Genomic DNA, 19,102 nt, shown 5'->3' on the forward strand with positions numbered 1-19,102 from the left:
GGTGGAGGATAGTTGTTCATGAACTTGTTGAGAGTTTTTCGTGAAGCTCATCAAGGAAGCCGCGCTGTCCCGGAAGAATGCGCCGTGTTGCTTCCGATATTTCGAACCACTCAGCGCGATCCACCTCCGGAAACGCCTGCATTCGCCCAGACCCTTTTGGCCACTCCATGCTGAAGGTATTCGAGACGAGCCTGGAAGAATCCCAATCACTCTCGGTAGCCCAGGCATCAATAAGTTTCCCACCAGGTTGCTTCCGCTGTGCAAGCGGCAAAAACGGCCCGGCTGGCTGGTGCCCGGTTTCTTCAAAAAATTCCCGTAACGCAGCCTGAAGGGGGTCTTCGCCTTTCTCATACTCGCCCTTTGCTATCGACCAGGATCCGAGATCCTTCTTCGCCCAGAAGGGTCCCCCGGGATGGACAAGCAAAACCTCCCACCGGCCGTCTCGGCTGCGATAGGGCAAGATGCCGGCGCTTGTTTTAGGCATATGTGCCTACTGTCAGTTTTCGGGGAAAACAACGGCTGATTCTGACACCTTTATTCCTTGGCGAAGTCGTAAATCGACACTGGGCAGACGTTTACACATACTCAGCCATGACCCTACCCCAATAAACAGTACCGATTAAAAGTAGAATTTCCGGCATGATTTTAACCTTGATGAAAGGAGTCATGACGTGAAGAGAAGCAAGTATACGGAGCAGCAGATCGCGTTTGCCCTGAAGCAGGCAGAGCTTGGCACGCCGGTTGAAGAAGTCTGCAGGAAGATGGGCATCAGTGATGCGACGTTTTATAACTGGAAGAAGAAGTACGGTGGGCTGGGGCCGTCCGAGCTGAGACGGCTGAAGCAACTGGAAGAAGAAAATACCAAGCTCAAGCGGCTGGTCGCGGACTTGAGCCTGGACAAGGCCATGTTGCAGGATGTGTTGTCAAAAAAGCTCTGAAGCCTTCCTGCAAGCGCATCCTGATTGATGAATTGCGCAACCGTTACCGCGCCAGCTTGAGGCAGACCTGCGCATTGCTCAAGCTGTCGCGCACGGTGTACGTCTACAAGTCTCGCGCCCGTGATTCATCATTGCTGCTCATGCGCATCAAGGAAATTGCCGCCGCCCGCGTGCACTACGGTTACCGGCGCGTGCATGTCCTGTTACAGCGGGAAGGCTTTAGGGATAATCACAAGCGTGTTTACCGACTCTACCGGGAGGAAGGGCTGTCATTACGGCTCAAGCGTCCGAAACGTAACAAATCTGCGCGGCTGCGCCAGCCCAAGCACCACGTTACTGCCATTAATCAGATCTGGAGCATGGATTTCGTCGCAGATGCGTTGTTCGATGGCAGGCGGCTGCGAGCACTGACTGTAGTGGATAACTATACGAGAGAGAGTCTGGCCATCGAGGTAGGCCAGAGCCTGAAAGGAGAAGATGTCGTGAACACGCTCAACCGCATTGCAACGAGGCGGGGGTTGCCCAACATTATCAAAGTCGACAATGGCAGCGAATTCATTTCCAAGGTCATGGATAAGTGGGCCTATGAGCGCGGCATCGAACTCGACTTCAGCCGTCCCGGCAAGCCGACCGACAATGCCAAGGTGGAAAGCTTCAACGGACGATTGCGGCAGGAGTGCCTCAATGCGCATTGGTTCTTGTCTTTAGAAGACGCCAAGCGCAAGATTGACGAGTGGCGGCAGTACTATAATGAGACGCGCCCCCACTCTGCATTACAGTGGGCAACACCCGCTGAATTCGCCCGCCAGGCAAAGGAAAATGCCTTGCCCGGCAGGCCTACTGAGTCGGAAATTTCCACTTTAGACCGGTACTGATTTCGGGGTCAGGTCAGCCAACAGATCAGAATACCTCTTGATGCGTAAAAAAGCGGGGGCAGGTCTAGAGCCTACTGTAACTTCCTCTGATTCGACCAGCTAGCTGGAACGAGCTATAGCCCGGACTCCGCCACGCTTCATCCGGACTGTTGAATCCAATTTTCAGTTAGATAGTTTGGCAGCAAGCACATCCACATGCTCGATCTGCGGCGGTTCCGATAGCAATTCGGCGGCATTAGCCATCAGCGCCGCTGCAATCGGACCCGCCAAATGTGCTGAGCGCCCTGTTTCGTCAGCGAAGGCGTCGAAGATCCCGAAAGTAGATTGTCCCAACCGTAGCGCAAACCAGACCGGGGTGGTGGTTTCCTGATTCGCCAGAGCGAGGGCGCTTTCAAGAAAACTGGCGACGGCAGCTTCTTTACCGGGTTTGGCTTGCAAACGTACAAACAGGGCAACTTTTACCATAATGATTTCTCCTTCCTGAAGTTGAATTACGAGAGGCAGACTTTAATGAAGATACAGATTCCTGCTAAGTGGCAATATTGACAATTATGGTATTATTTCTGCCATGCGCATCTATATCCTTGCCCTCGATGAGGTTTTTGATACAGGTCTAGCTACCCTTCTCGATACCTTCAGCATCGCGAACGATCTGGCAAAGTCTGCCGGCACACCTTCGATTCATTTCGAGGTAACTGTCGTCGGTGTCCGCCGCCGGGTACACACCAGTCAGGGACTGTTAGTACCAGTAGTATTGGCGACACAACTGGCTCGCCCCGACATTGTGCTGATTCCTGCGCTTGGGGCAAAAATGCCCGCAACACTGCAGTTGGCGCTTGAACGGCGGGATGTAGGGGATATAGAGGAACTATTGCGGGAGTGGTCTGACGGCGGAACCCTGGTGAGTGCCGCCTGCACCGGAACCTTTGTCCTTGCAAACACATCGCTGCTTGATGGGCAGAGCGCCACCACCTCATGGTGGCTGGCGCCGCTGTTCCGCGAGCGCTATCCTCTTGTCATCTTAGAAGAATCGCGCATGATTGTGGATTCATCCCGTTTCGTCACCGCAGGGGCGGCACTGGCACATATTGATCTGGCGCTATGGCTGGTAAGGCGCAGCAGTCCGGCGCTGGCATCATTGACTGCGCGTTTTCTCGTAATCGATCCGCGCCCTTCGCAGGCGGTTTTCATGATTCCAGACCACCTCATGCATACGGATCCATTGATTGAGCGATTTGAACAGTGGGCGCGGAACCGGCTAACCCATGGTTTCTCGCTCAGCGCAGCAGCAAATGCAGCCGGAACCAGCGAGAGAACCCTCGCACGTCGTCTAAAGACTGTACTGGGCAAGACACCCCTCTCCTATTTTCAGGATCTGCGCGTCGAGCGCGCGGTACACCTGCTGCAAACGAGCAATGACAGCATTGATCTGATTGCCGCCCAGGTTGGCTATGAAAATGGGGTGACGTTACGCACCCTCCTCCGCCGTAGGATTGGTCGGTCTGTGAGTGAGCTACGTGCAGGTAAGTGACAGGTTCGAGAGCCTCTGGTAAGTATGTTAATTGCCTGCCCAGGTTGGGGTTTCATGAATTGAACAGGGAAATCCATGCTGGGCGCACATGAAAAGAGCGTCCACTTGGGACGCTCTAATGTGTGAAGTGTAAAGGCTTTACGCTATCACTTCGTAGAATTGAAATTACCCAGCAGGATCAGGTCGCCCGGCACCCCGCAGCTACTGAATGTGATGTAATTATTCGCGGGAAACAGCAGGTTCTTCAACGCAAACACTGAAACCGCCTCAAACTGGATCGACAGTTTTTGCACGATCTGCTGCGGCACCTGACTCTGGATCTGCTGATTGACTTGCGCCGCCAGGTCGTCGGAACCACTGGGACCCCCTCCGGAGAGGTGACCGCTGACAACGACACCCTGACTGGCAGTCTTGATCTGAATAGTCTGGTCGCGCCCGCTGCCATCAACACCCAATGGCAGTGAAGCCCTCACCTCGATCGTTACGTCGGTCGCAAGCATGGAGTCTCTGCAACGGGTGCAACTCCAAAAGCAGGGATAGACCGTTGTGCAGGAATGCTGATTATATTGAAGAGATTGCCCGCGGCTGCCGCTGTAATACATTTGCCCGTTAGCCTGCGCCGTGATGGTGGTATCCACCAGTGACCACGACACATCTTTGCCTCCAGGGATCGAATAAGTGTACTCGGTAAATGAGCCGCCGCCTTGTCCGCCACCGTTCGATGAGGTGTGATTGAGCTTGCTCAAATCTACGGTGCCAATGACACTCGCACCGGTGAACTTGCCCGACCAGGCTTTGGTGGTACTGCCCGGGTTCACGCCCTGCAGCGCCCAACCGTTGTTCCTCAAGCTTTGCGGCAGGACCTCCTTGAATATCAACTCGGAGCGCACCATCATGCTGTTGCTCTGGCCTTGCGGCAGCGGTTCCGGAATATTGTTCAGGAACGCCTGCGAATAATTTGGCATCGCCCGGCCCCCGGTCATGATGAACAGTTGCAGCATCTGGTTGCTGGCCGGCGTCTGGAGCGGTTTGAAAATGAAATCGCTGGGCTTTAGCGCATCCAATGTCGGAATTGCGGTCAGGTCGAGCTGATTGATCAGGTAGATGACGGGGTTGCTGACGAAATACTCCTTGACCGCCTTGTTGAATTCCACCTTGGTGGCATCGCTCAGGTCGATGTTGCTGATGGAGAACGCCCCTTCCCTCATATCCAATTGCACTTTCAGAACGTTGTGATTAACGTTGTCGATCTTGACCGTACCTGCAACCTTTGCCAGCTGAATCACTGCCGTGAGGGTTTCGCCGCTGATGGATTGCGGCACATCGCATTGTTCCGGAAACGAACCCACCTGAGAGCAGCGCTCTACCGAGCCGCTCAGTATTTCCATTTTCAGTGTGGCTGAATTGTTGTTGTTGATGCTGAAGCTCAACAGTGGATAACCGTAATCGATTGTGAAGCGGTTGATCACGGTAACGCCGCCGGGATATTTTTCCGAAGTGTTGACGGTAATACGGTTCTTGTAGACGGTATCTTTTTTCAGGGTTTCGTATTGATCCAGCAGCGCACTGTTGATTCCTTTCAGATCCATGTTGAACACCACGTCCCAGCCATTGGTGCAACTGCCCTGCGCATTCATCTGGGCCAGCAGCGTCTCGGTGGACGGCAAGTTCACAGCAGCAGCCAAAACCATATCGCTTGCAGTCAGTAATCCTGGCAATTGGCGCGGCTGAGCAGATGCGAGCAGCCGGTTGGCGGCCCGCTGCTGCATGATCTTCAGCGGGTCGGCAATTCTTGCTTCCAGCACGAAGGACAACCGTACTGTCAGGCTGTCCCGCTCAAAGCTCATGCCCTTGTTCGTGCTCGTGTTCGGCAGCGAGATTTCCCAGGTAGAAAAAGGGGTGACGCGGCTGACGCCTTCGGACCAGGATTCGCCGCCATCGGAGAAGTTCGGCGAGTTGTCGTGCGCGTTGTAGCTGTATATCCGCTCGCGCCAGGGGGTGCGAAACGCCAGGGGATCGCGATGAAGGTTACGGTCGTGGAACGGCGTGCCGTTATAGGCAAGACGAAGCAGGTAGGTCCCGCTGGTGGTGGATTTAATGCCTTCCACCACCGCAACCACGGAAATTATCCTTGCGTTGACATATTGATAGAATTCCGGCGCATCCAGAAAAATCGTACTGGAAAAAACGTTGCCGCCGGTCAGCTCTTCCGGCTTGACGCCTTCGATGACATATTCGATCGGCCTCGTCCTGCCGGCCTGATAATGGGCCAGCAAGGATTTGGCTTCCAGCGTAGTGGCTTGCTGCTGAACCACCGCAGCACTGAATTTCAGCAGGCTGAACGCCAGCACCGGCGTGGCCGGCTGGAGATTGGCGTATTGAAGCGCCAGATCCTGCATCAGGAACGCCTTGGCGAGGATGGTGAGCATCTGGTTCTGGATGAACGTCAGATAGCCGGTCAGCGCCACCAGATCAATAGCCGACCGGTCGAGATCCTCGACCCTGGCGGGATGCAGCTTCTGTTGCAACGCCTCCAGCCGCGCTGCCTGGCGGCTGTTGATTTCTTTTTGTTTCTGGTTGGTGTAAATATCCCGCTGCAGCGCGTGCAGCGAGGACTCCGCGCCCGCCACGGCTTTGCCGCGCAGCACCATGGTCGCAAAAGCCGCTTGCAAACTTGCTTTTTCCGGCTTGATATCCGGGCCGGACGCCATGATCTGGTTGAACTGGATCGACATTTCATCCCAGGATAGCGTCGAGGGATTACCAAATTGTGCGCCATCCAGATCGTCGAGTGCGCGCTGCGCGTTTTCCAATCCTTTGGCACCGGTACTGATGCCGGTATACAGTTTGGACATCGCGTTCAGGACATTGAAGGTCTTCTGGATCCTTTGTACGGCAAGGCCAAGGTCTTTGACGGCAGAGATGGATGAAGCAGGAATTGCGATACTGGTGCCGAGGCTGAACAGGTTGGTGGCGACTTCCAGCCCGAACTTGATCGCTTCCATGGTCTCCCATTGCTGCACGGCGGATTTGTATTTCTGCACAGCCAAATCCACGTCTCCCCGGGCTTCAAACAGCGATGCGTTCAGATTGTTGATCTTGGCCTGCTGCTGCACTGCTTCCGCCTTACCCTGGACGATCATCGAATCGTAAAATCCTTCCAGGTCTTTTTGCTGCGCTGCATTGGCCTCGATTACCCCACCGATCAGTTCGCCTGACGCGATGATGTTCTGGTTGAGTGTCTTGGCCACGTCGATCACCAGTTCCTGCTGGCGCCGATTGGCCATGCGCTGTTCGTTCTGTGCAACCTGCAGCTGTATCCTGTCCAGATAACTCAGGATACTTTGCACATACTGCTCGTAATCGCCATATGGCAGGATCGGGACAAGACTCCCGTATTCCGGGTTGGTCGCATAGTTGGCCAAGTCCATCGCACGCACGCGCAACGCAATCAATTCTTCACTCCCGACTGGGCTCCCACCTGCGGGCAGCATTTCCGTTACCCATGTCAGGTAATTGCGCACAAATTGCTGGATATGGCCATTTGCATGAGTAGATTGATCGCTGATCACCGCTTCAGCGAATGTCATTGAAAACTGCAGGCTGTCTATCAGTAGCGGGATCGCGTCTGGCGGCGGTACCCTACGAACATCGTCTGCGATAAATGGCATGGCCGCTGGCCCGCTTCCATCCAGGTCGAACCTGAGTCCATCCACAATCACGCTATAGCGGGAGCCGGAGCGACTCTGGATTGCCAGCGCGCCAAGGAATTCATCGCACCCCAACTGCAGCGAGTCGAACGCCTCGTCAGCCAGGCTGATCGATCTGGGTTGGCCCTGCACGCGCATGTCCAGCACCTGGCCGAACAGATGCACCTTTTTTCCAGGAACCTGTATGGTTGTGTTGGTGCCGGCGGATAGCACATTAGTTAACAGGACGAAATCCTGCACTTCCCCGGCTGCGACAAGCTGCACATCCGCAAGGTCCAGCCGCGCCTTATAGACGTTGACCGTGGGCGTAGCGATAAAAGAGGTGATGCCGGCAGTATCCTGCGGCAGCATGCGCACGAAATCGCGCTGATCGTAAATGGAAAAGTTCGGCTGGATCGTGGTACGGTATTTCTGCGCCATCGCACCCTTGAAGATTCGCTGCCAGATCAGTCCCCGTTTCTGCTCTATCATCACGCTCAGGCTGGCGAGGTGAACAGCTACCACCGCCTGTTCGGTAAATGCCTGCTGCAGGTTGACAAGCGATAACCGGGCGTTGACGTTGAAGAGGGAAAACACGCTGTTCTTGTGCGACCACAGCGTATCCCGCCAGTCGCCGTCGTGCAGCGTTGAGTTGAAGATGGTCGAATTGCTCAGGCAGATGACGCTGCCATACTGTTCCACATAGCCGTAGATGCCGGTAGCCCGGTCGGTAGTGAATTGGACGAAATTTTGCGATCCCTGTCCCGACAGCGGATTGCTGCCATCCGCGTAGGCCAGCTTGAGTTTGGCAAACTGTTCCGGCAGATAGGCAAATACCTGCAGAATGGTGTCGCCCAGTTCCACGGCAGAAACATAATGGGTGCCGAATTCGCGGAAAGAATCCAGCACCTTGTTGGCATCCTCCTTGTTCAACTGATCACCATAGTCCTGGAGACGACTGCGACCCGCATGGCGCAATTTTGTCGAAGCCGAAGTGAACTCGGTACTCAGCCCATATTCCGGATCCGGCTGCCGGGGCCGCGCATGCACCAGGATGCCTCCCACCGCCGAAGCGTGATTATCGGCACCATCCACTCTCTCCAGTTTAACCAGTGCATAGCGTAGATCCGTTCGGGCCAGGTCGACACCTATGGTTTTCGACAGCATCTCCAATGACGGGAGGCTGCCTGTAGCGCCACCCAGTAAGGCACCTGCGCCGAACGATGGAGCGTCGATGTCGCTGGAAGGGTTTATGATCTGGTATGGGATCAATTCATCCAGCAGGTCCAGTGCGTTTTCATGCAGCGTGATGACCGGATGCGTCCAGTTGCCGAGCTGCGCTATCGGCGGGACCGGCCTCAAAGTCATCGCCTGTTGTTCGGCGGGGTAGAGAATGTTCAGCAGGCCCGCCTGCGGCCGCCAATTAGGGTTGAGGCCGTTGACCAGATTGGTGGAGAAGCCGATGCTGAAGTCTATCATTTATGTATCCTTGGTTGACTGTTGAGCTAGCCCAAGGATATACGCGCCGCTCGCGCTTCTAAACTGAGAAATACGGGTAAATTTGGCCGGTGTTCGACGTTTCGCTGACCTGCCGTTGAGCGGCTGACCTTTTTCCAGAGGGTTAGGTGAGCAGGATCAAAATAGAAAGAAACGATGCTCAGCATCCACGAGACAGCAACCTTCGGGTGGTTTTTTCTTGTGCGTCGGGATCGCATGCCTGATCATTCTCGGTAGCGCCGACCCCAGCACGCACCTTATTTTAATTCCCGAAATGGGAAAATTATTCCCGTGTTGGGAATTTTGTGTTAAACTACTTTCCATGATCTTGATTGGCCGTGAGCACATCACCTTTCACAGCAGGCAGTTTCCTTCTGCCAGAACGGCGCTGGCCATGTGGCAAGCGATCAGCCAGAGGGTTGTATGGACTGATCAAGCGGCGGTGGCTTCCTGCTTCCCAGCAGTCAAATTCCTGACGCCGAAGATGGCTCGCTTCTTCCCCGCAGGAGTCAATTGCGTCATAACAACACAAATCGCATTTAATACCGGAATTCTAATCGTGCTTGCAGTAAACGAAGCCGAAGCAACGCAGTTCCAGAGGTCCTAATATGGAACTCCGCGTTATTCGAAATGAACTTCAATATGCCGAACTCCTTGAGCAAGCTAAGGAGTTGGCGTTTTCCGATCCCATGCCGGGTAGCGGTGACGCTGAACGATTGGCCGTTATTTCTGTTCTGCTTGAAAAATTTGAGGAAACACGGTTCAAATTTGAAGCACCCGATCCAATTGAGGCGATTGTTTATCGTCTTGCTGAACTGGGAATGAAGCAGAAGGATTTGGCCAGAATCGTTGGCAGTCCTAGTCGTGCTTCTGAGGTTCTAGCGCGCAAGCGTAAATTGACCATTGAAATGATTCGGGCAATCCATGAGCAATTACGGATTCCTGCTGAGGTTTTGATCGGTCATCCAAATCAGGAGGACTCTGAAGGCGCTGATGTTGATTGGAAGAAATTTCCAGTCAAGGAAATGCAAGAACGAGGATGGTTTGACGTTGATCTAGCTGAGGGGAAAGGCGGTGAGCAACTTATCCGCTCGTTTTTTGCGCGCACGGCTATTCAAAGTGCTCCGGTGTTGTTGCGCAAGACTCTTACTGGTGTGACCAAGGAGGAAAACAAATATGCGATTTATGCTTGGGTTGCTCGTGTATTAATTCGAGCGCGCGATCAGAAAAAAACAGAAGTGCGTTATGTGCCCGGCTCAATTACAGACGAGTTTTTGAAGCAATTGGCGAAGTTGAGTCGGTCAGTTGATGGGCCGAAAATTGCTGCTGAATTCTTGGCAATGAAAGGTGTGGTTTTGGTGATAGAGCCCCACCTGCCAAAAACTAAGCTGGATGGGGCAGCAATGTTGGACCAGGATGGAACACCTGTGATTGGCCTGACCCTGCGTTATAGCAGGGTAGATTATTTTTGGTTCACACTAATGCATGAACTGATCCATGTCCAACGTCACTTGACCCGTCAAAGCCCAGCTTTTGTGGATGAAGACGATCTTGATAATGAAGATGAGCGTGAGGCAGAGGCAAATTTTCTAGCGGCGGAGGCTTTTATTCCTCGCCACATTTGGCAGGCAAGCGAGGCGCTCAAAACAAAAAGAGGTGAGGCAGTGGTGAAGTTGGCCGATTCGCTGATGATTCATCCATCTATCGTTGCTGGAAGAATCCAACGGGAAACTAATAATTACAAGATTCTAAAAGAATTCGGTGCAAGACAGAATATCAAAAAAGTTTTCGAAATTTCTCCTTTGGAAGATGAAGAATGACTGATCCTATCTATACCCCGATGCTGAAGTCAAAACAGGGCGAAGCAAAAGCACTGATGCGCCTTGATCGGGAAGTCAAATCAAGCATCATTCCATTTTTTGATGTGCTGGCTTTGAAATCAGGTTTAACCAATGGCGGTGATGTTCATCTGTTCCTAAAGAAGCAGGCAATCAATATTGCTGCTGCATGGAATGGACATGGACGCTGCTATGTTGATCTGTTTGACATTGATCCATCTGCACGAGGTTATGACGGCGCGCACCCAGTCGCCATCGTGCATGAACAAATCGCCTTTGACCGCATTGATGCAATCCCTGTTGTTGGTGTTGAGCGAGACACTGCATATAAGCTAGCCGTTCGGCATGTAGTAAGTGCCGGCGTTGATGCCATTGCTATCCGTCTCGGCAATGAAGACATTCAGTTACCTAGTATGCTCGTGGAGCGAGTCTCACGGTTGATTTCCGAGATCGGCGCATCTGATCTACCTCTGCATGTGTTCATGGATTTCAGGTCTATTGAACACATGGATTCCGATGTGATCCAAATACGATTCGTTCGGGCACTGGCAGAAGTTCGGAAACTGAATCCTTCCCGGATTGTCTTTGCGGCATCCGCTATCGTCAGCGATATGGGTAAGGTAAAAAGGGAGACGCTGAAATCAGTTGCTCGGCGGGACTTCTTGGTGTGGGAAATGCTGGCAAAGATTAATCCAGATGTTAACTATGCAGACTATGGAATTATCCATCCTGGTTACTTTGACTTTGACCCGAAAACCATCAAGCCTGCGGCAAAAATCCGCTATACCTCGGATAAAGAATGGCTTATTGTGAAGGGAAGTCGCTGGGTAAGTGATACGTCCCAGCATCGGAATTTATCGAAATTGCTTTACAAGAGTCATCAGTTTCGGGGCCCAGATTGCTGGGGTGGTGAGAACATAGTTTCTGCTGCTCTCGGTGGTCATGCTTTCAAGCGTCTTGAGGATTGGGTGACAATTGATCAAAACAACCACATTACGCATACAGTTAGGCAGTTATCTAGAATTTCCGCTGTCTCCAGGTTGCCTGTTTAATTTTCCATTCTAAGGTTTAAACCGCCGGCTTTAGCCGGTCAGCTTTAGCTGCGACAATATGCTGCACGGAAGGAGGGTGCGGCATGGAGTATAGATACGGTAGTCATACAGTTTTCCAAATTGAGTACCATTTTGTATGGGCGCAATCAATAGGTCGGACTTGATTGATCCTCTGCAGTGTGATGACTGGATGCATCCAGCTCCCGAGCTGCGCTATCGGCTGGACCGGTCTCAAAGTCATCGCCTGTTGTTCGGCGGGGTAGTGAATGTTCAGCAGGCCCGCCTGCGGCCGCCAATTAGGGTTGAGGCCGTTGACGAGATTGGTGGAGAAGCCGATGCTGAAGTCTGAATCGATCATTTATGTATCCTTGGTTGACTGTTGAGCTAGCCCAAGGATATACGCGCCGTTCGCGCTTCTAAACCGAGAAATACGGGCACATTTGGCTGGTGTTCGAGGTTTAGCTGACTTAGCGTTACGCGGCTGACTTTTTGCGGACAACCCTATGCCACTGCCTAAGCGGTCGACAATAGCGCTGCTTGCTCCAGAACCATCTTGATGGCTTCGTCCTGGAGATCAGGCGGGTAGCCATATTTCTTGAGGATGCGCTTTACCATCACTCTGATTCTGGCGCGCGCGCTTTCGCGGACCACCCAGTCGATGGTTACGCTCTTGCGAACTTTCGTGACAAGCTCGGCTGCAATGACTTTAAGTTCGTCGTTGCCCATCGCTTGCGCTGCGCTTTCGTTTGCGGCCAGCGCATCGTAGAAAGCAATCTCGTCTTCGTTCAAACCGAGCTCTTCGCCACGCTTCGTTGCAGCATCCATCTCTCTCGCCAGCTTGATAAGCTCTTCGATAACCTCTTGCGTGGCGATGGCGCGATTACGAAGCCAAGGACCAAACAAGCGCGACCACTTCTATGTGTCAAGCCTGGAATGGATTACAGATATGTAGCTGATGTTCGATCAGTAGTCCGTCCTGCATGTCCTCTGAATATAATGTCTTGCATCCTGCGAGAAGTGCAGCCGCCACGATCATTGCATCGTATACGCTTAGCCCATATCGCTCAGCGACAAGCCTGCCTCGATCATGGGTCTCGATAGTCAACGGCTCGGTTGGACATATCGACCGGATCAGGCCTAACACTTCATTGATTTCCACCCACGACATGGCGAGCTTGCGACGTGCTACATTCGTTATCTCGTTTAACACCTGTACGCTGATTAGCCCGCCTGCCCGCACAATTTCCTCGGCCCGATTGGCCTTATCAGCATCAGCCGATAAAAGGTACAGCAAAATATTGCTGTCAATAAAGGCTTTAGGAGCGGGCATTTGCTTCGTCGCGGTCAAACTTGAAATCAACAGGGAGCTTCCCCCTGAATTCTCGTAATCGCATCAGGAAGGCATCGTTGCCCGGTTTCTTTTTCACTTGGAAAACCCGTTCATCAGCAATCACCACCTCAATGTCGTCGCCTTCGTGTAGTTCCAGTGCTTCAACCACGGAGGCAGGCAATCGAATTGCCAAGCTATTACCCCACTTTGAGACTTGCATGATCGACTCCTTATAGATATACATGTTGTAAAGTATATCATACGATTCTGTTGATAAACACATGCTTATCTCCCGGCGACGGATGATCTTGTCCATGGCTAGCAGCTCAATTGGGAGAGTGCTTTGCATACCATTGGCGACCGACTGCCTCGAAACTATTACCCGCGATTTTCCTGGTTGTTCGCTTTGCTTCTTGCTTGAATAGCTTGCGGGCATCGTCGCACGCTGCCTGGCTTGAGCCAGTGATACATCGGAATAGATACCCAGGGAGAGCAATTTTTCCTTTCCGCCGAAACGATACTTGAACCGCCAGCAGTACTTAGAGCCGTTGGAATGGATCAACAGGAACAGCCCTTTTCATCGGCGCGGTTTGCTCGACTTGGCATTGCGAACTGGTGTATCGATCAATGGCATTTTGGGGGTATAAGGTGCGGGGGTACACCGATGTACGCTATTTATGCCCCCGATACAGGATGCAATAGAACCTAGCGGGATGTAACAGGACAGAGAACCAATGAAAAAGCCCGCGAGGAGCGGGCTTTCGGGACTTCTTGGGACAGGATGAAACAATCATTTGGTGGCCAAGGGCGGAATCGAACCACCGACACAAGGATTTTCAGTCCTCTGCTCTACCGACTGAGCTACTTGGCCTTTCTTTGAAACGCCGACCTCATACACGCTGAAGCGCTATCCATACAGCGAGCACAGCGCGCAGTATTTTTGGTCGCGCAATTTTAGCACAGCGTCAAACTCATTGGAACAAAAGACCTTATTCGTATTGTTCACGGAATGATGAGGTCGAGCTGTTTTACCTCGATTGGGCGAAGCTGGCGCTGAGTTCGCATACCATGAGAAAATCCATATTTAGCACTATGATATCTTCGATATACCGAATAAACCAGCCTGAAACAGATATAATTCAGCGTTTTAGCAATCGCAAGTCATGCGTGTTTCTCGCGGTATTCCCGCTCAGGCAGAAGCGCCCGTTGCGCTCACCATAGGCAATTTTGATGGGGTGCATCTGGGCCACCAGGCTATGCTTGCCCGTCTGAAAGACGCTGCCACTAGGCTTGGCCTGACGTCTTGCGTGATGATCTTCGAGCCGCACCCGCGCGAATTTTTTGCGCCGGACAAGGCGCCTACCCGGCTCACCAGCCTGCGGGAAAAGCTGGAATTGCTAGCGGCGGCAGGCGTGGAACGGGTGCAGGTGTGCCGCTTTGATTTCGATTTTGCGAGAATCAGTGCGGAAGAATTTATTGTCGGCATTTTGCAACAAAGCCTTGCCGTGCGCTGGATGCTGGTAGGTGACGATTTTCGCTTTGGCGCCCGCCGGGCCGGGGATTTTGCCATGCTTAAGGCATTTTCCGCGCAGTGCGGCTTTGAAGTGGAAGAAATGCCGGGCTACATTGTGGATGGTGTAAGGGTTTCGAGCACGGCGGTTCGTAAAGCGTTGGCTGCGGGCGACCTAGACCTTGTGAAGCGCCTGCTGGGGCGGCCCTATAGCATCAGCGGTCGGGTGGTGAGTGGCGCCAAGCTCGGCAGGCAAATCGGGTTCCCCACTGCCAACATCGAGTTCAAGCATAACCGGCCGCCGCTGTCGGGAATTTTCGCGGTCGAAGTCGAGATGAAATCCAGGAGAACGGTGGGTTTATTCTCCCCAGATTCGATTCGGGGGGTAGCCAGCCTGGGCGTGCGCCCGACGGTGCATGAGCATGGCAAGCCGGTGCTGGAAGTTCACCTTTTCGATTTCAATCGTGAAATATACGGCAACCACTTGCGCGTACATTTTCTTCATAAGCTCCGGGATGAAGAAAAATATCCCGACCTTATTACGCTTACCACGCAGATTGGACGAGATGTGGAGAATGCCAGAGACTACTTTAGCTCGGCGCCCCTGGTATCTTCTACTGACGCCGCAAAAAGCCTTCTGCACAGATCGAACTGATGTCCGCTATATATTGCAGATGATATGACCGACTATAAAAAAACACTGAACCTGCCGGATACGCCCTTCCCCATGCGCGGTGACCTTGCCAAGCGCGAGCCTGTGATGCTCAAGGCATGGCAGGAAAAGAATCTCTACCAGAAGATTCGGACGGTTTCAAAAGGGCGCCCCAAATTCTTGCTGCACGACGGCCCGCCGTATGCCAATGGCGATATACATATTGGCCATGCGGTGAACAAGATCCTTAAAGATATTATTATCAAGTCAAAGACTCTCGCTGGCTTTGATGCGCCCTATGTGCCGGGCTGGGATTGCCATGGCTTGCCGATCGAGCATCAGGTGGAAAAAAAATACGGCAAGAATTTACCTGCGGATAAGGTGCGTGAGCTATGCCGCGATTTTGCAGCACAGCAGGTTGCACGGCAGAAAGCAGATTTTATCCGGCTAGGTGTGCTGGCGGATTGGGATCATCCTTATCTCACTATGAATTACAGCACCGAGGCGGGCATTATCCGTGCATTCGGAAAAGTCCATCGCAGAGGGTATGTCTATCAGGGACAAAAACCGGTTAACTGGTGCATAGACTGCGGCTCCGCGCTGGCGGAAGCGGAAGTGGAATATGAAGACAAGACATCTTCGGCGATCGATGTGAAATTCAGGGTCATCGATACCGAACGGTTCTGGAAAAAGGTTCGTGGTTCGCGGGATTCTGCCCCGGCGAATTTAGCTGCTAAACAGGTGTATGTAGTGATATGGACGACAACGCCCTGGACGCTGCCCGCTAATCAGGCAGTTAGCCTGAACCCTGAAGAATATTACGTTGTGGCAGATGTCGGTAGTGAGTATTTACTTATTGCCGAGGCTCTGATGGATAGCGCGCTCGAACGCTATGGCATTGATAGAGCTGAGGTCAGCATTGCCGGGAAGTGTACCGGGGCTGAACTTGAAAACATGCTATTACAGCATCCATTTTATGAGCGGCAGATCCCGATAATCCTGGGGGAGCATGTCACCATGGAAGCCGGTACAGGAGCGGTGCACACGGCTCCGGCGCATGGCGTCGATGATTATGTCGTGGGTCAGAAATACGGTTTGCCGGTTGAGAACCCGGTTGGCGGTGATGGCCGGTTTTTCGAGAATGTTCCGCTTGTCGGCGGTCTTTCCGTATGGAAAGCCAATGATGTGGTAATCGAGGCGCTGGAGAAAAACGGTCTTTTATTGAAGGCCGATAAGCTTCAGCACAGTTACCCGCACTGCTGGCGGCACAGGACCCCTATTATCTTCCGCGCTACGCCTCAGTGGTTTATTGCCATGGACAAGCAGGTGAGCGATACGGATCAGGATGGGGCTGGCCGGACGTATCGGACGTTGCGGGAATCGGCCATGACTGCGGTGGAGGCGACGGCATTTTACCCTTCCTGGGGCCGTGCTCGTCTGGATGCGATGGTGAAGAATCGGCCCGACTGGTGTGTTTCGCGCCAGCGCACCTGGGGCGTGCCGATGGCGCTCTTCGTGAATAAGGAAACCGATGAACTGCATCCCCGCACGGATGAGCTATTGGAACAGGTGGCGCAGCGCGTGGAGCGAGAGGGAATCGAAGCATGGTTTAGCCTGGATGCGGCGGAACTGCTGGGCGATGAGGCGCAAAAATACAGGAAACTCACGGATACGCTGGACGTGTGGTTCGATTCGGGCACGACGCATGAAACTGTACTCAAGCAAAATTCTCAACTTGGGTACCCTGCCGATCTTTATCTGGAGGGCTCCGACCAGCACCGCGGGTGGTTTCAGTCTTCGCTGCTGACCGGTTGTGCTATCAACGGTCGCGCGCCTTACGACGCATTGCTCACGCATGGTTTTGTGGTAGATGGCCATGGCCGCAAGATGAGCAAGTCGAAAGGAAATGTCATTGCGCCGCAGAAGATAATGGATACATCGGGCGCGGATATTCTTCGCCTTTGGGTGGCTTCTACCGACTATTCCGGCGAGCTGTCGATATCCGATGAGATTTTGAAGCGGGTGGTGGAAAGCTATCGGCGCATACGCAATACGTTGCGTTTTCTGCTTGCGAACCTGGCTGATTTCGATCCGGTCGTAGATACGGTAGCGGTAGAGGAATGGCTGGAGATAGACCGCTATATGCTGGCGTTTAGCCGCAAACTTCAGGATGACCTGACCGAAAGCTACCGGAACTACGATTTTCACCTGATCGTACATCGTCTGCATAATTTCTGTTCGGAAGATTTGGGTGGTTTCTACCTGGACATACTCAAGGATCGGCTTTATACCGCAGCCGCCATGGGCATCCCGCGCCGTTCTGCGCAAAGCGCGCTCCACCAGATTGCGCATAGCCTGGTGCGCTTGTTTGCGCCTGTTCTCAGCTTTACCGCGGAAGAGGTATGGAACCATCTGACAGGCAATATGGAGAACAGCGAGGACAGCGTGCTGCTGCATACATGGCATGAATTTCCTTTGCAGCCGGATGAAGGTGCATTGATGCAACGCTGGGCGAGAATTCGTGAACTGCGCTCTCAGGTGCAAGGGCGGCTGGAAGATTCGCGAGGCCAGGGGAAAATCGGCTCGTCGCTTGCTGCCGAGGTGGAAATTCACGCTGGGGGGACGGATTTCGCGTTGCTTGATTCGCTGGGTGACGATATGCGACTGATATTCGTCACATCCGCAGCGCGGGTAGTGCGTGTAGAGGATGCGGGGAAAGAGGAAATTTCGGTCACCCCATGCGTCCACCCGAAATGCGAACGCTGCTGGCATTATCGTGCGGATGTTGGCGCCGATGTCGATCATCCGACGATATGCGGTCGATGTGTATCAAATCTGTATGGCTCAGGGGAGATACGGCATCATGCCTGAGCATGCTGCGCTCATGATGGCGCGCCGGGTACGATGAAGCTGCAGCTTAGCTTGATCCTGGCGTTGATCGTGCTGGTGCTGGATCTGGCGACCAAGCATTGGGTGGAGTCCGCGCTGGTTCACGGTCAGCAGATTCCGCTGACGGGCTTTTTTAACCTGGTGCTAACCTATAATGCGGGCGCGGCGTTCAGTTTTCTCAGTGATGCCGGCGGTTGGCAGCGCTGGTTTTTTACCGGAATTTCGGCGGTCGCTTCGCTACTGATCACTTATCTGCTGCACAAACACGCTGCGGACAGACTTTTCTGTATTGCGCTAAGCCTGATACTCGGCGGCGCACTCGGTAATTTGTGGGATCGGATTACCTTGGGCCATGTGGTCGATTTCCTCGATTTTCATGTGGCCGGCAACCATTGGCCCGCGTTTAATGTGGCGGATTCCGCAATTTTTATCGGCGCGGTATTAATGGTGGTCGAAAGCTTCCGCCATAAGGAACTGGGCGCGGGAAAGCGCCGAGGATAATGCCAGCAGCCTGTCGGGCTTGAAGAATCGCAGCGAAAAAGTGACCGGGTGTGGGAGGATTTTGAAGGCCAATAGTTATTCTATTAGCCGAAAAAGCGGCGAAATATGAACCAGCCAGACGCTTTTGCAACTGATTTCCTTTAAGTCCAGCAGGCTGCTAGAGCGTATTAGAACCGAAGTTTTTCCGCGGCTGCCACATCACATCTTCCACGCCGTTCTGGCGGTTCAATACGCGGCATAGGACAAATAGAAAATCGGATAGGCGGTTGAGGTACCGGACATGGTATGGCACCGCTGTTTCGGCTCGATATAGCCTTACCACGCATCTCTCGGCGCGGCGGCAGACAGCGCGGGCGACGTGGCATACAGAAGCGGCCCGGGTTCCACCGGGAAGTATGAATTCCTTCAGCGCCGCCAACGGGGCGTTGTAGTCATCGAGTTGTTTTTCCAGACGGCTGACTTGCGCTTCGCTCATCGTCACGCGTCCGGGAATACTCAGGTCGCCGCCCAGATCGAACAGGTCATGCTGGATATCTTCCAGGTTGTTGCGCACTTCCTTTTTGAGATTTTCTGCAAGCAAAACACCCATGAAGCTGTTGAGTTCATCGACGGTGCCGATAGCTTCGATGCGCAAACCATCCTTGACAGATCGCGCGCCGTTACCGAGTCCGGTTGTGCCGTCGTCGCCGGTGCGGGTATAGATTTTTGTCAGGCGTTTTGCCATGCTTCAGGTTATCCGCTTATAGACATTGAGGGCGTCCGCGGATCGGAACGGTTGGGTCGATATGGAGGCCCTGGAC

General features: G+C 53.2%; 16 protein-coding genes and 1 tRNA gene. 8 read left to right on the forward strand and 9 right to left on the reverse strand.

Going from position 1 to position 19,102, the window contains the following annotated elements; genetic code table 11:
* Nucleotides 1-16: 16 nt before the first annotated feature.
* Entirely contained in the window at nt 17-484 is a 468-nt protein-coding gene (locus tag KJS40_RS13860) for an NUDIX domain-containing protein (RefSeq protein ID WP_213538444.1), read from the reverse strand.
* Nucleotides 485-671: 187 nt separating this feature from the next.
* Between KJS40_RS13860 and KJS40_RS13865 the strand changes: the two genes are divergently transcribed.
* Nucleotides 672-1,813, forward strand: a protein-coding gene (locus KJS40_RS13865; RefSeq protein ID WP_213537444.1) for an IS3 family transposase whose coding sequence is annotated in 2 segments (ribosomal slippage) — nt 672-924 and nt 924-1,813 — 1,143 coding nt in all. Because the reading frame shifts where the segments join, the coding sequence is not laid out codon by codon here.
* A 162-nt stretch (nt 1,814-1,975) separates the two neighbouring features.
* Here KJS40_RS13865 and KJS40_RS13870 read toward each other — a convergent pair.
* Nucleotides 1,976-2,278 (reverse strand): antibiotic biosynthesis monooxygenase, encoded by a 303-nt coding sequence (locus KJS40_RS13870; protein WP_213538445.1) that lies wholly within the window; start codon nt 2,276-2,278, stop codon nt 1,976-1,978.
* A gap of 103 nt (nt 2,279-2,381) precedes the next feature.
* Here KJS40_RS13870 and KJS40_RS13875 point away from each other — a divergent pair, with 103 nt between their 5' ends.
* A complete protein-coding gene (locus KJS40_RS13875) occupies nt 2,382-3,344 on the forward strand; it encodes a helix-turn-helix domain-containing protein (RefSeq protein ID WP_213538446.1) in 963 nt (320 codons plus the stop codon).
* Between the two features lie 146 nt (nt 3,345-3,490).
* On the opposite strand, the gene KJS40_RS13880 is transcribed toward KJS40_RS13875, so the two are convergent.
* Nucleotides 3,491-8,512: a hypothetical protein gene (locus KJS40_RS13880; protein ID WP_213538447.1), complete on the reverse strand. Its 5,022-nt coding sequence runs from the start codon at nt 8,510-8,512 to the stop codon at nt 3,491-3,493.
* Nucleotides 8,513-8,804: 292 nt separating this feature from the next.
* Between KJS40_RS13880 and KJS40_RS13885 the strand changes: the two genes are divergently transcribed.
* Genes KJS40_RS13885 through KJS40_RS13895 form a run of 3 tightly spaced genes read left to right on the forward strand, consistent with a single transcriptional unit; the run spans nt 8,805 to nt 11,420 of the window.
* Entirely contained in the window at nt 8,805-9,137 is a 333-nt protein-coding gene (locus tag KJS40_RS13885) for a hypothetical protein (RefSeq protein WP_213538448.1), read from the forward strand.
* A gap of 1 nt (nt 9,138) precedes the next feature.
* Nucleotides 9,139-10,350 (forward strand): ImmA/IrrE family metallo-endopeptidase, encoded by a 1,212-nt coding sequence (locus KJS40_RS13890; protein WP_213538449.1) that lies wholly within the window; start codon nt 9,139-9,141, stop codon nt 10,348-10,350.
* Nucleotides 10,347-11,420, forward strand: a complete 1,074-nt coding sequence (locus tag KJS40_RS13895; RefSeq protein ID WP_213538450.1) for a hypothetical protein — start codon at nt 10,347-10,349, stop codon at nt 11,418-11,420. The genes KJS40_RS13890 and KJS40_RS13895 overlap by 4 nt, the downstream gene beginning before the upstream one ends.
* A gap of 103 nt (nt 11,421-11,523) precedes the next feature.
* Here the strand turns inward: KJS40_RS13895 and KJS40_RS13900 are convergent, their stop codons facing one another.
* The 5 genes from KJS40_RS13900 to KJS40_RS13920 form a co-directional block, all read right to left on the reverse strand.
* The gene (locus KJS40_RS13900) at nt 11,524-11,778 is read right to left on the reverse strand and encodes a hypothetical protein (RefSeq protein WP_213538451.1); all 255 of its coding nucleotides are present in this window, start codon (nt 11,776-11,778) and stop codon (nt 11,524-11,526) included.
* A 155-nt stretch (nt 11,779-11,933) separates the two neighbouring features.
* Complete coding sequence (locus KJS40_RS13905) at nt 11,934-12,323, reverse strand: type I restriction enzyme endonuclease domain-containing protein (RefSeq protein ID WP_244859618.1); 390 nt, start codon at nt 12,321-12,323, stop codon at nt 11,934-11,936.
* 19 nt (nt 12,324-12,342) lie between these two features.
* A complete protein-coding gene (locus KJS40_RS13910; RefSeq protein WP_213538452.1) occupies nt 12,343-12,750 on the reverse strand; it encodes a PIN domain-containing protein in 408 nt (135 codons plus the stop codon).
* Nucleotides 12,737-13,312: an AbrB/MazE/SpoVT family DNA-binding domain-containing protein gene (locus KJS40_RS13915; RefSeq protein WP_213538453.1), complete on the reverse strand. Its 576-nt coding sequence runs from the start codon at nt 13,310-13,312 to the stop codon at nt 12,737-12,739. Before KJS40_RS13915 ends, KJS40_RS13910 begins: the two co-directional genes overlap by 14 nt.
* A gap of 233 nt (nt 13,313-13,545) precedes the next feature.
* Nucleotides 13,546-13,621 (reverse strand) — tRNA-Phe (locus tag KJS40_RS13920).
* Nucleotides 13,622-13,913: 292 nt separating this feature from the next.
* Here KJS40_RS13920 and KJS40_RS13925 point away from each other — a divergent pair.
* From KJS40_RS13925 to lspA, 3 genes are read left to right on the forward strand one after another with little or no spacing between them, the layout of a single operon-like run.
* Nucleotides 13,914-14,915 (forward strand): bifunctional riboflavin kinase/FAD synthetase, encoded by a 1,002-nt coding sequence (locus KJS40_RS13925; RefSeq protein ID WP_213538454.1) that lies wholly within the window; start codon nt 13,914-13,916, stop codon nt 14,913-14,915.
* A 24-nt stretch (nt 14,916-14,939) separates the two neighbouring features.
* Entirely contained in the window at nt 14,940-17,783 is a 2,844-nt protein-coding gene (gene ileS, locus KJS40_RS13930; protein WP_213538455.1) for an isoleucine--tRNA ligase, read from the forward strand.
* Between the two features lie 33 nt (nt 17,784-17,816).
* Nucleotides 17,817-18,302, forward strand: coding sequence for a signal peptidase II (lspA, locus tag KJS40_RS13935; protein WP_213538456.1), 486 nt, complete (start codon nt 17,817-17,819; stop codon nt 18,300-18,302).
* 157 nt (nt 18,303-18,459) lie between these two features.
* Here the strand turns inward: lspA and KJS40_RS13940 are convergent, their stop codons facing one another.
* Entirely contained in the window at nt 18,460-19,026 is a 567-nt protein-coding gene (locus tag KJS40_RS13940; RefSeq protein WP_213538457.1) for a cob(I)yrinic acid a,c-diamide adenosyltransferase, read from the reverse strand.
* Between the last annotated feature and the right edge of the window lie 76 nt (nt 19,027-19,102).

It is taken from the genome of Nitrosospira sp. NRS527 (assembly GCF_018406445.1).
Lineage (GTDB): Bacteria > Pseudomonadota > Gammaproteobacteria > Burkholderiales > Nitrosomonadaceae > Nitrosospira > Nitrosospira briensis.

Bases quoted from the DNA above. Each gene is read 5' to 3' on its own strand.
- KJS40_RS13895 (WP_213538450.1), top strand. From the start codon at position 10,347: ATGACTGATCCTATCTATACCCCGATGCTGAAGTCAAAACAGGGCGAA.
- KJS40_RS13940 (WP_213538457.1), bottom strand. From the start codon at position 19,026: ATGGCAAAACGCCTGACAAAAATCTATACCCGCACCGGCGACGACGGC.
- KJS40_RS13875 (WP_213538446.1), top strand. From the start codon at position 2,382: ATGCGCATCTATATCCTTGCCCTCGATGAGGTTTTTGATACAGGTCTA.
- KJS40_RS13925 (WP_213538454.1), top strand. From the start codon at position 13,914: ATGCGTGTTTCTCGCGGTATTCCCGCTCAGGCAGAAGCGCCCGTTGCG.
- KJS40_RS13900 (WP_213538451.1), bottom strand. From the start codon at position 11,778: ATGATCGATTCAGACTTCAGCATCGGCTTCTCCACCAATCTCGTCAAC.
- KJS40_RS13885 (WP_213538448.1), top strand. From the start codon at position 8,805: ATGGGAAAATTATTCCCGTGTTGGGAATTTTGTGTTAAACTACTTTCC.
- lspA (WP_213538456.1), top strand. From the start codon at position 17,817: ATGAAGCTGCAGCTTAGCTTGATCCTGGCGTTGATCGTGCTGGTGCTG.
- ileS (WP_213538455.1), top strand. From the start codon at position 14,940: ATGACCGACTATAAAAAAACACTGAACCTGCCGGATACGCCCTTCCCC.
- KJS40_RS13910 (WP_213538452.1), bottom strand. From the start codon at position 12,750: ATGCCCGCTCCTAAAGCCTTTATTGACAGCAATATTTTGCTGTACCTT.
- KJS40_RS13870 (WP_213538445.1), bottom strand. From the start codon at position 2,278: ATGGTAAAAGTTGCCCTGTTTGTACGTTTGCAAGCCAAACCCGGTAAA.
- KJS40_RS13890 (WP_213538449.1), top strand. From the start codon at position 9,139: ATGGAACTCCGCGTTATTCGAAATGAACTTCAATATGCCGAACTCCTT.
- KJS40_RS13880 (WP_213538447.1), bottom strand. From the start codon at position 8,512: ATGATAGACTTCAGCATCGGCTTCTCCACCAATCTGGTCAACGGCCTC.
- KJS40_RS13860 (WP_213538444.1), bottom strand. From the start codon at position 484: ATGCCTAAAACAAGCGCCGGCATCTTGCCCTATCGCAGCCGAGACGGC.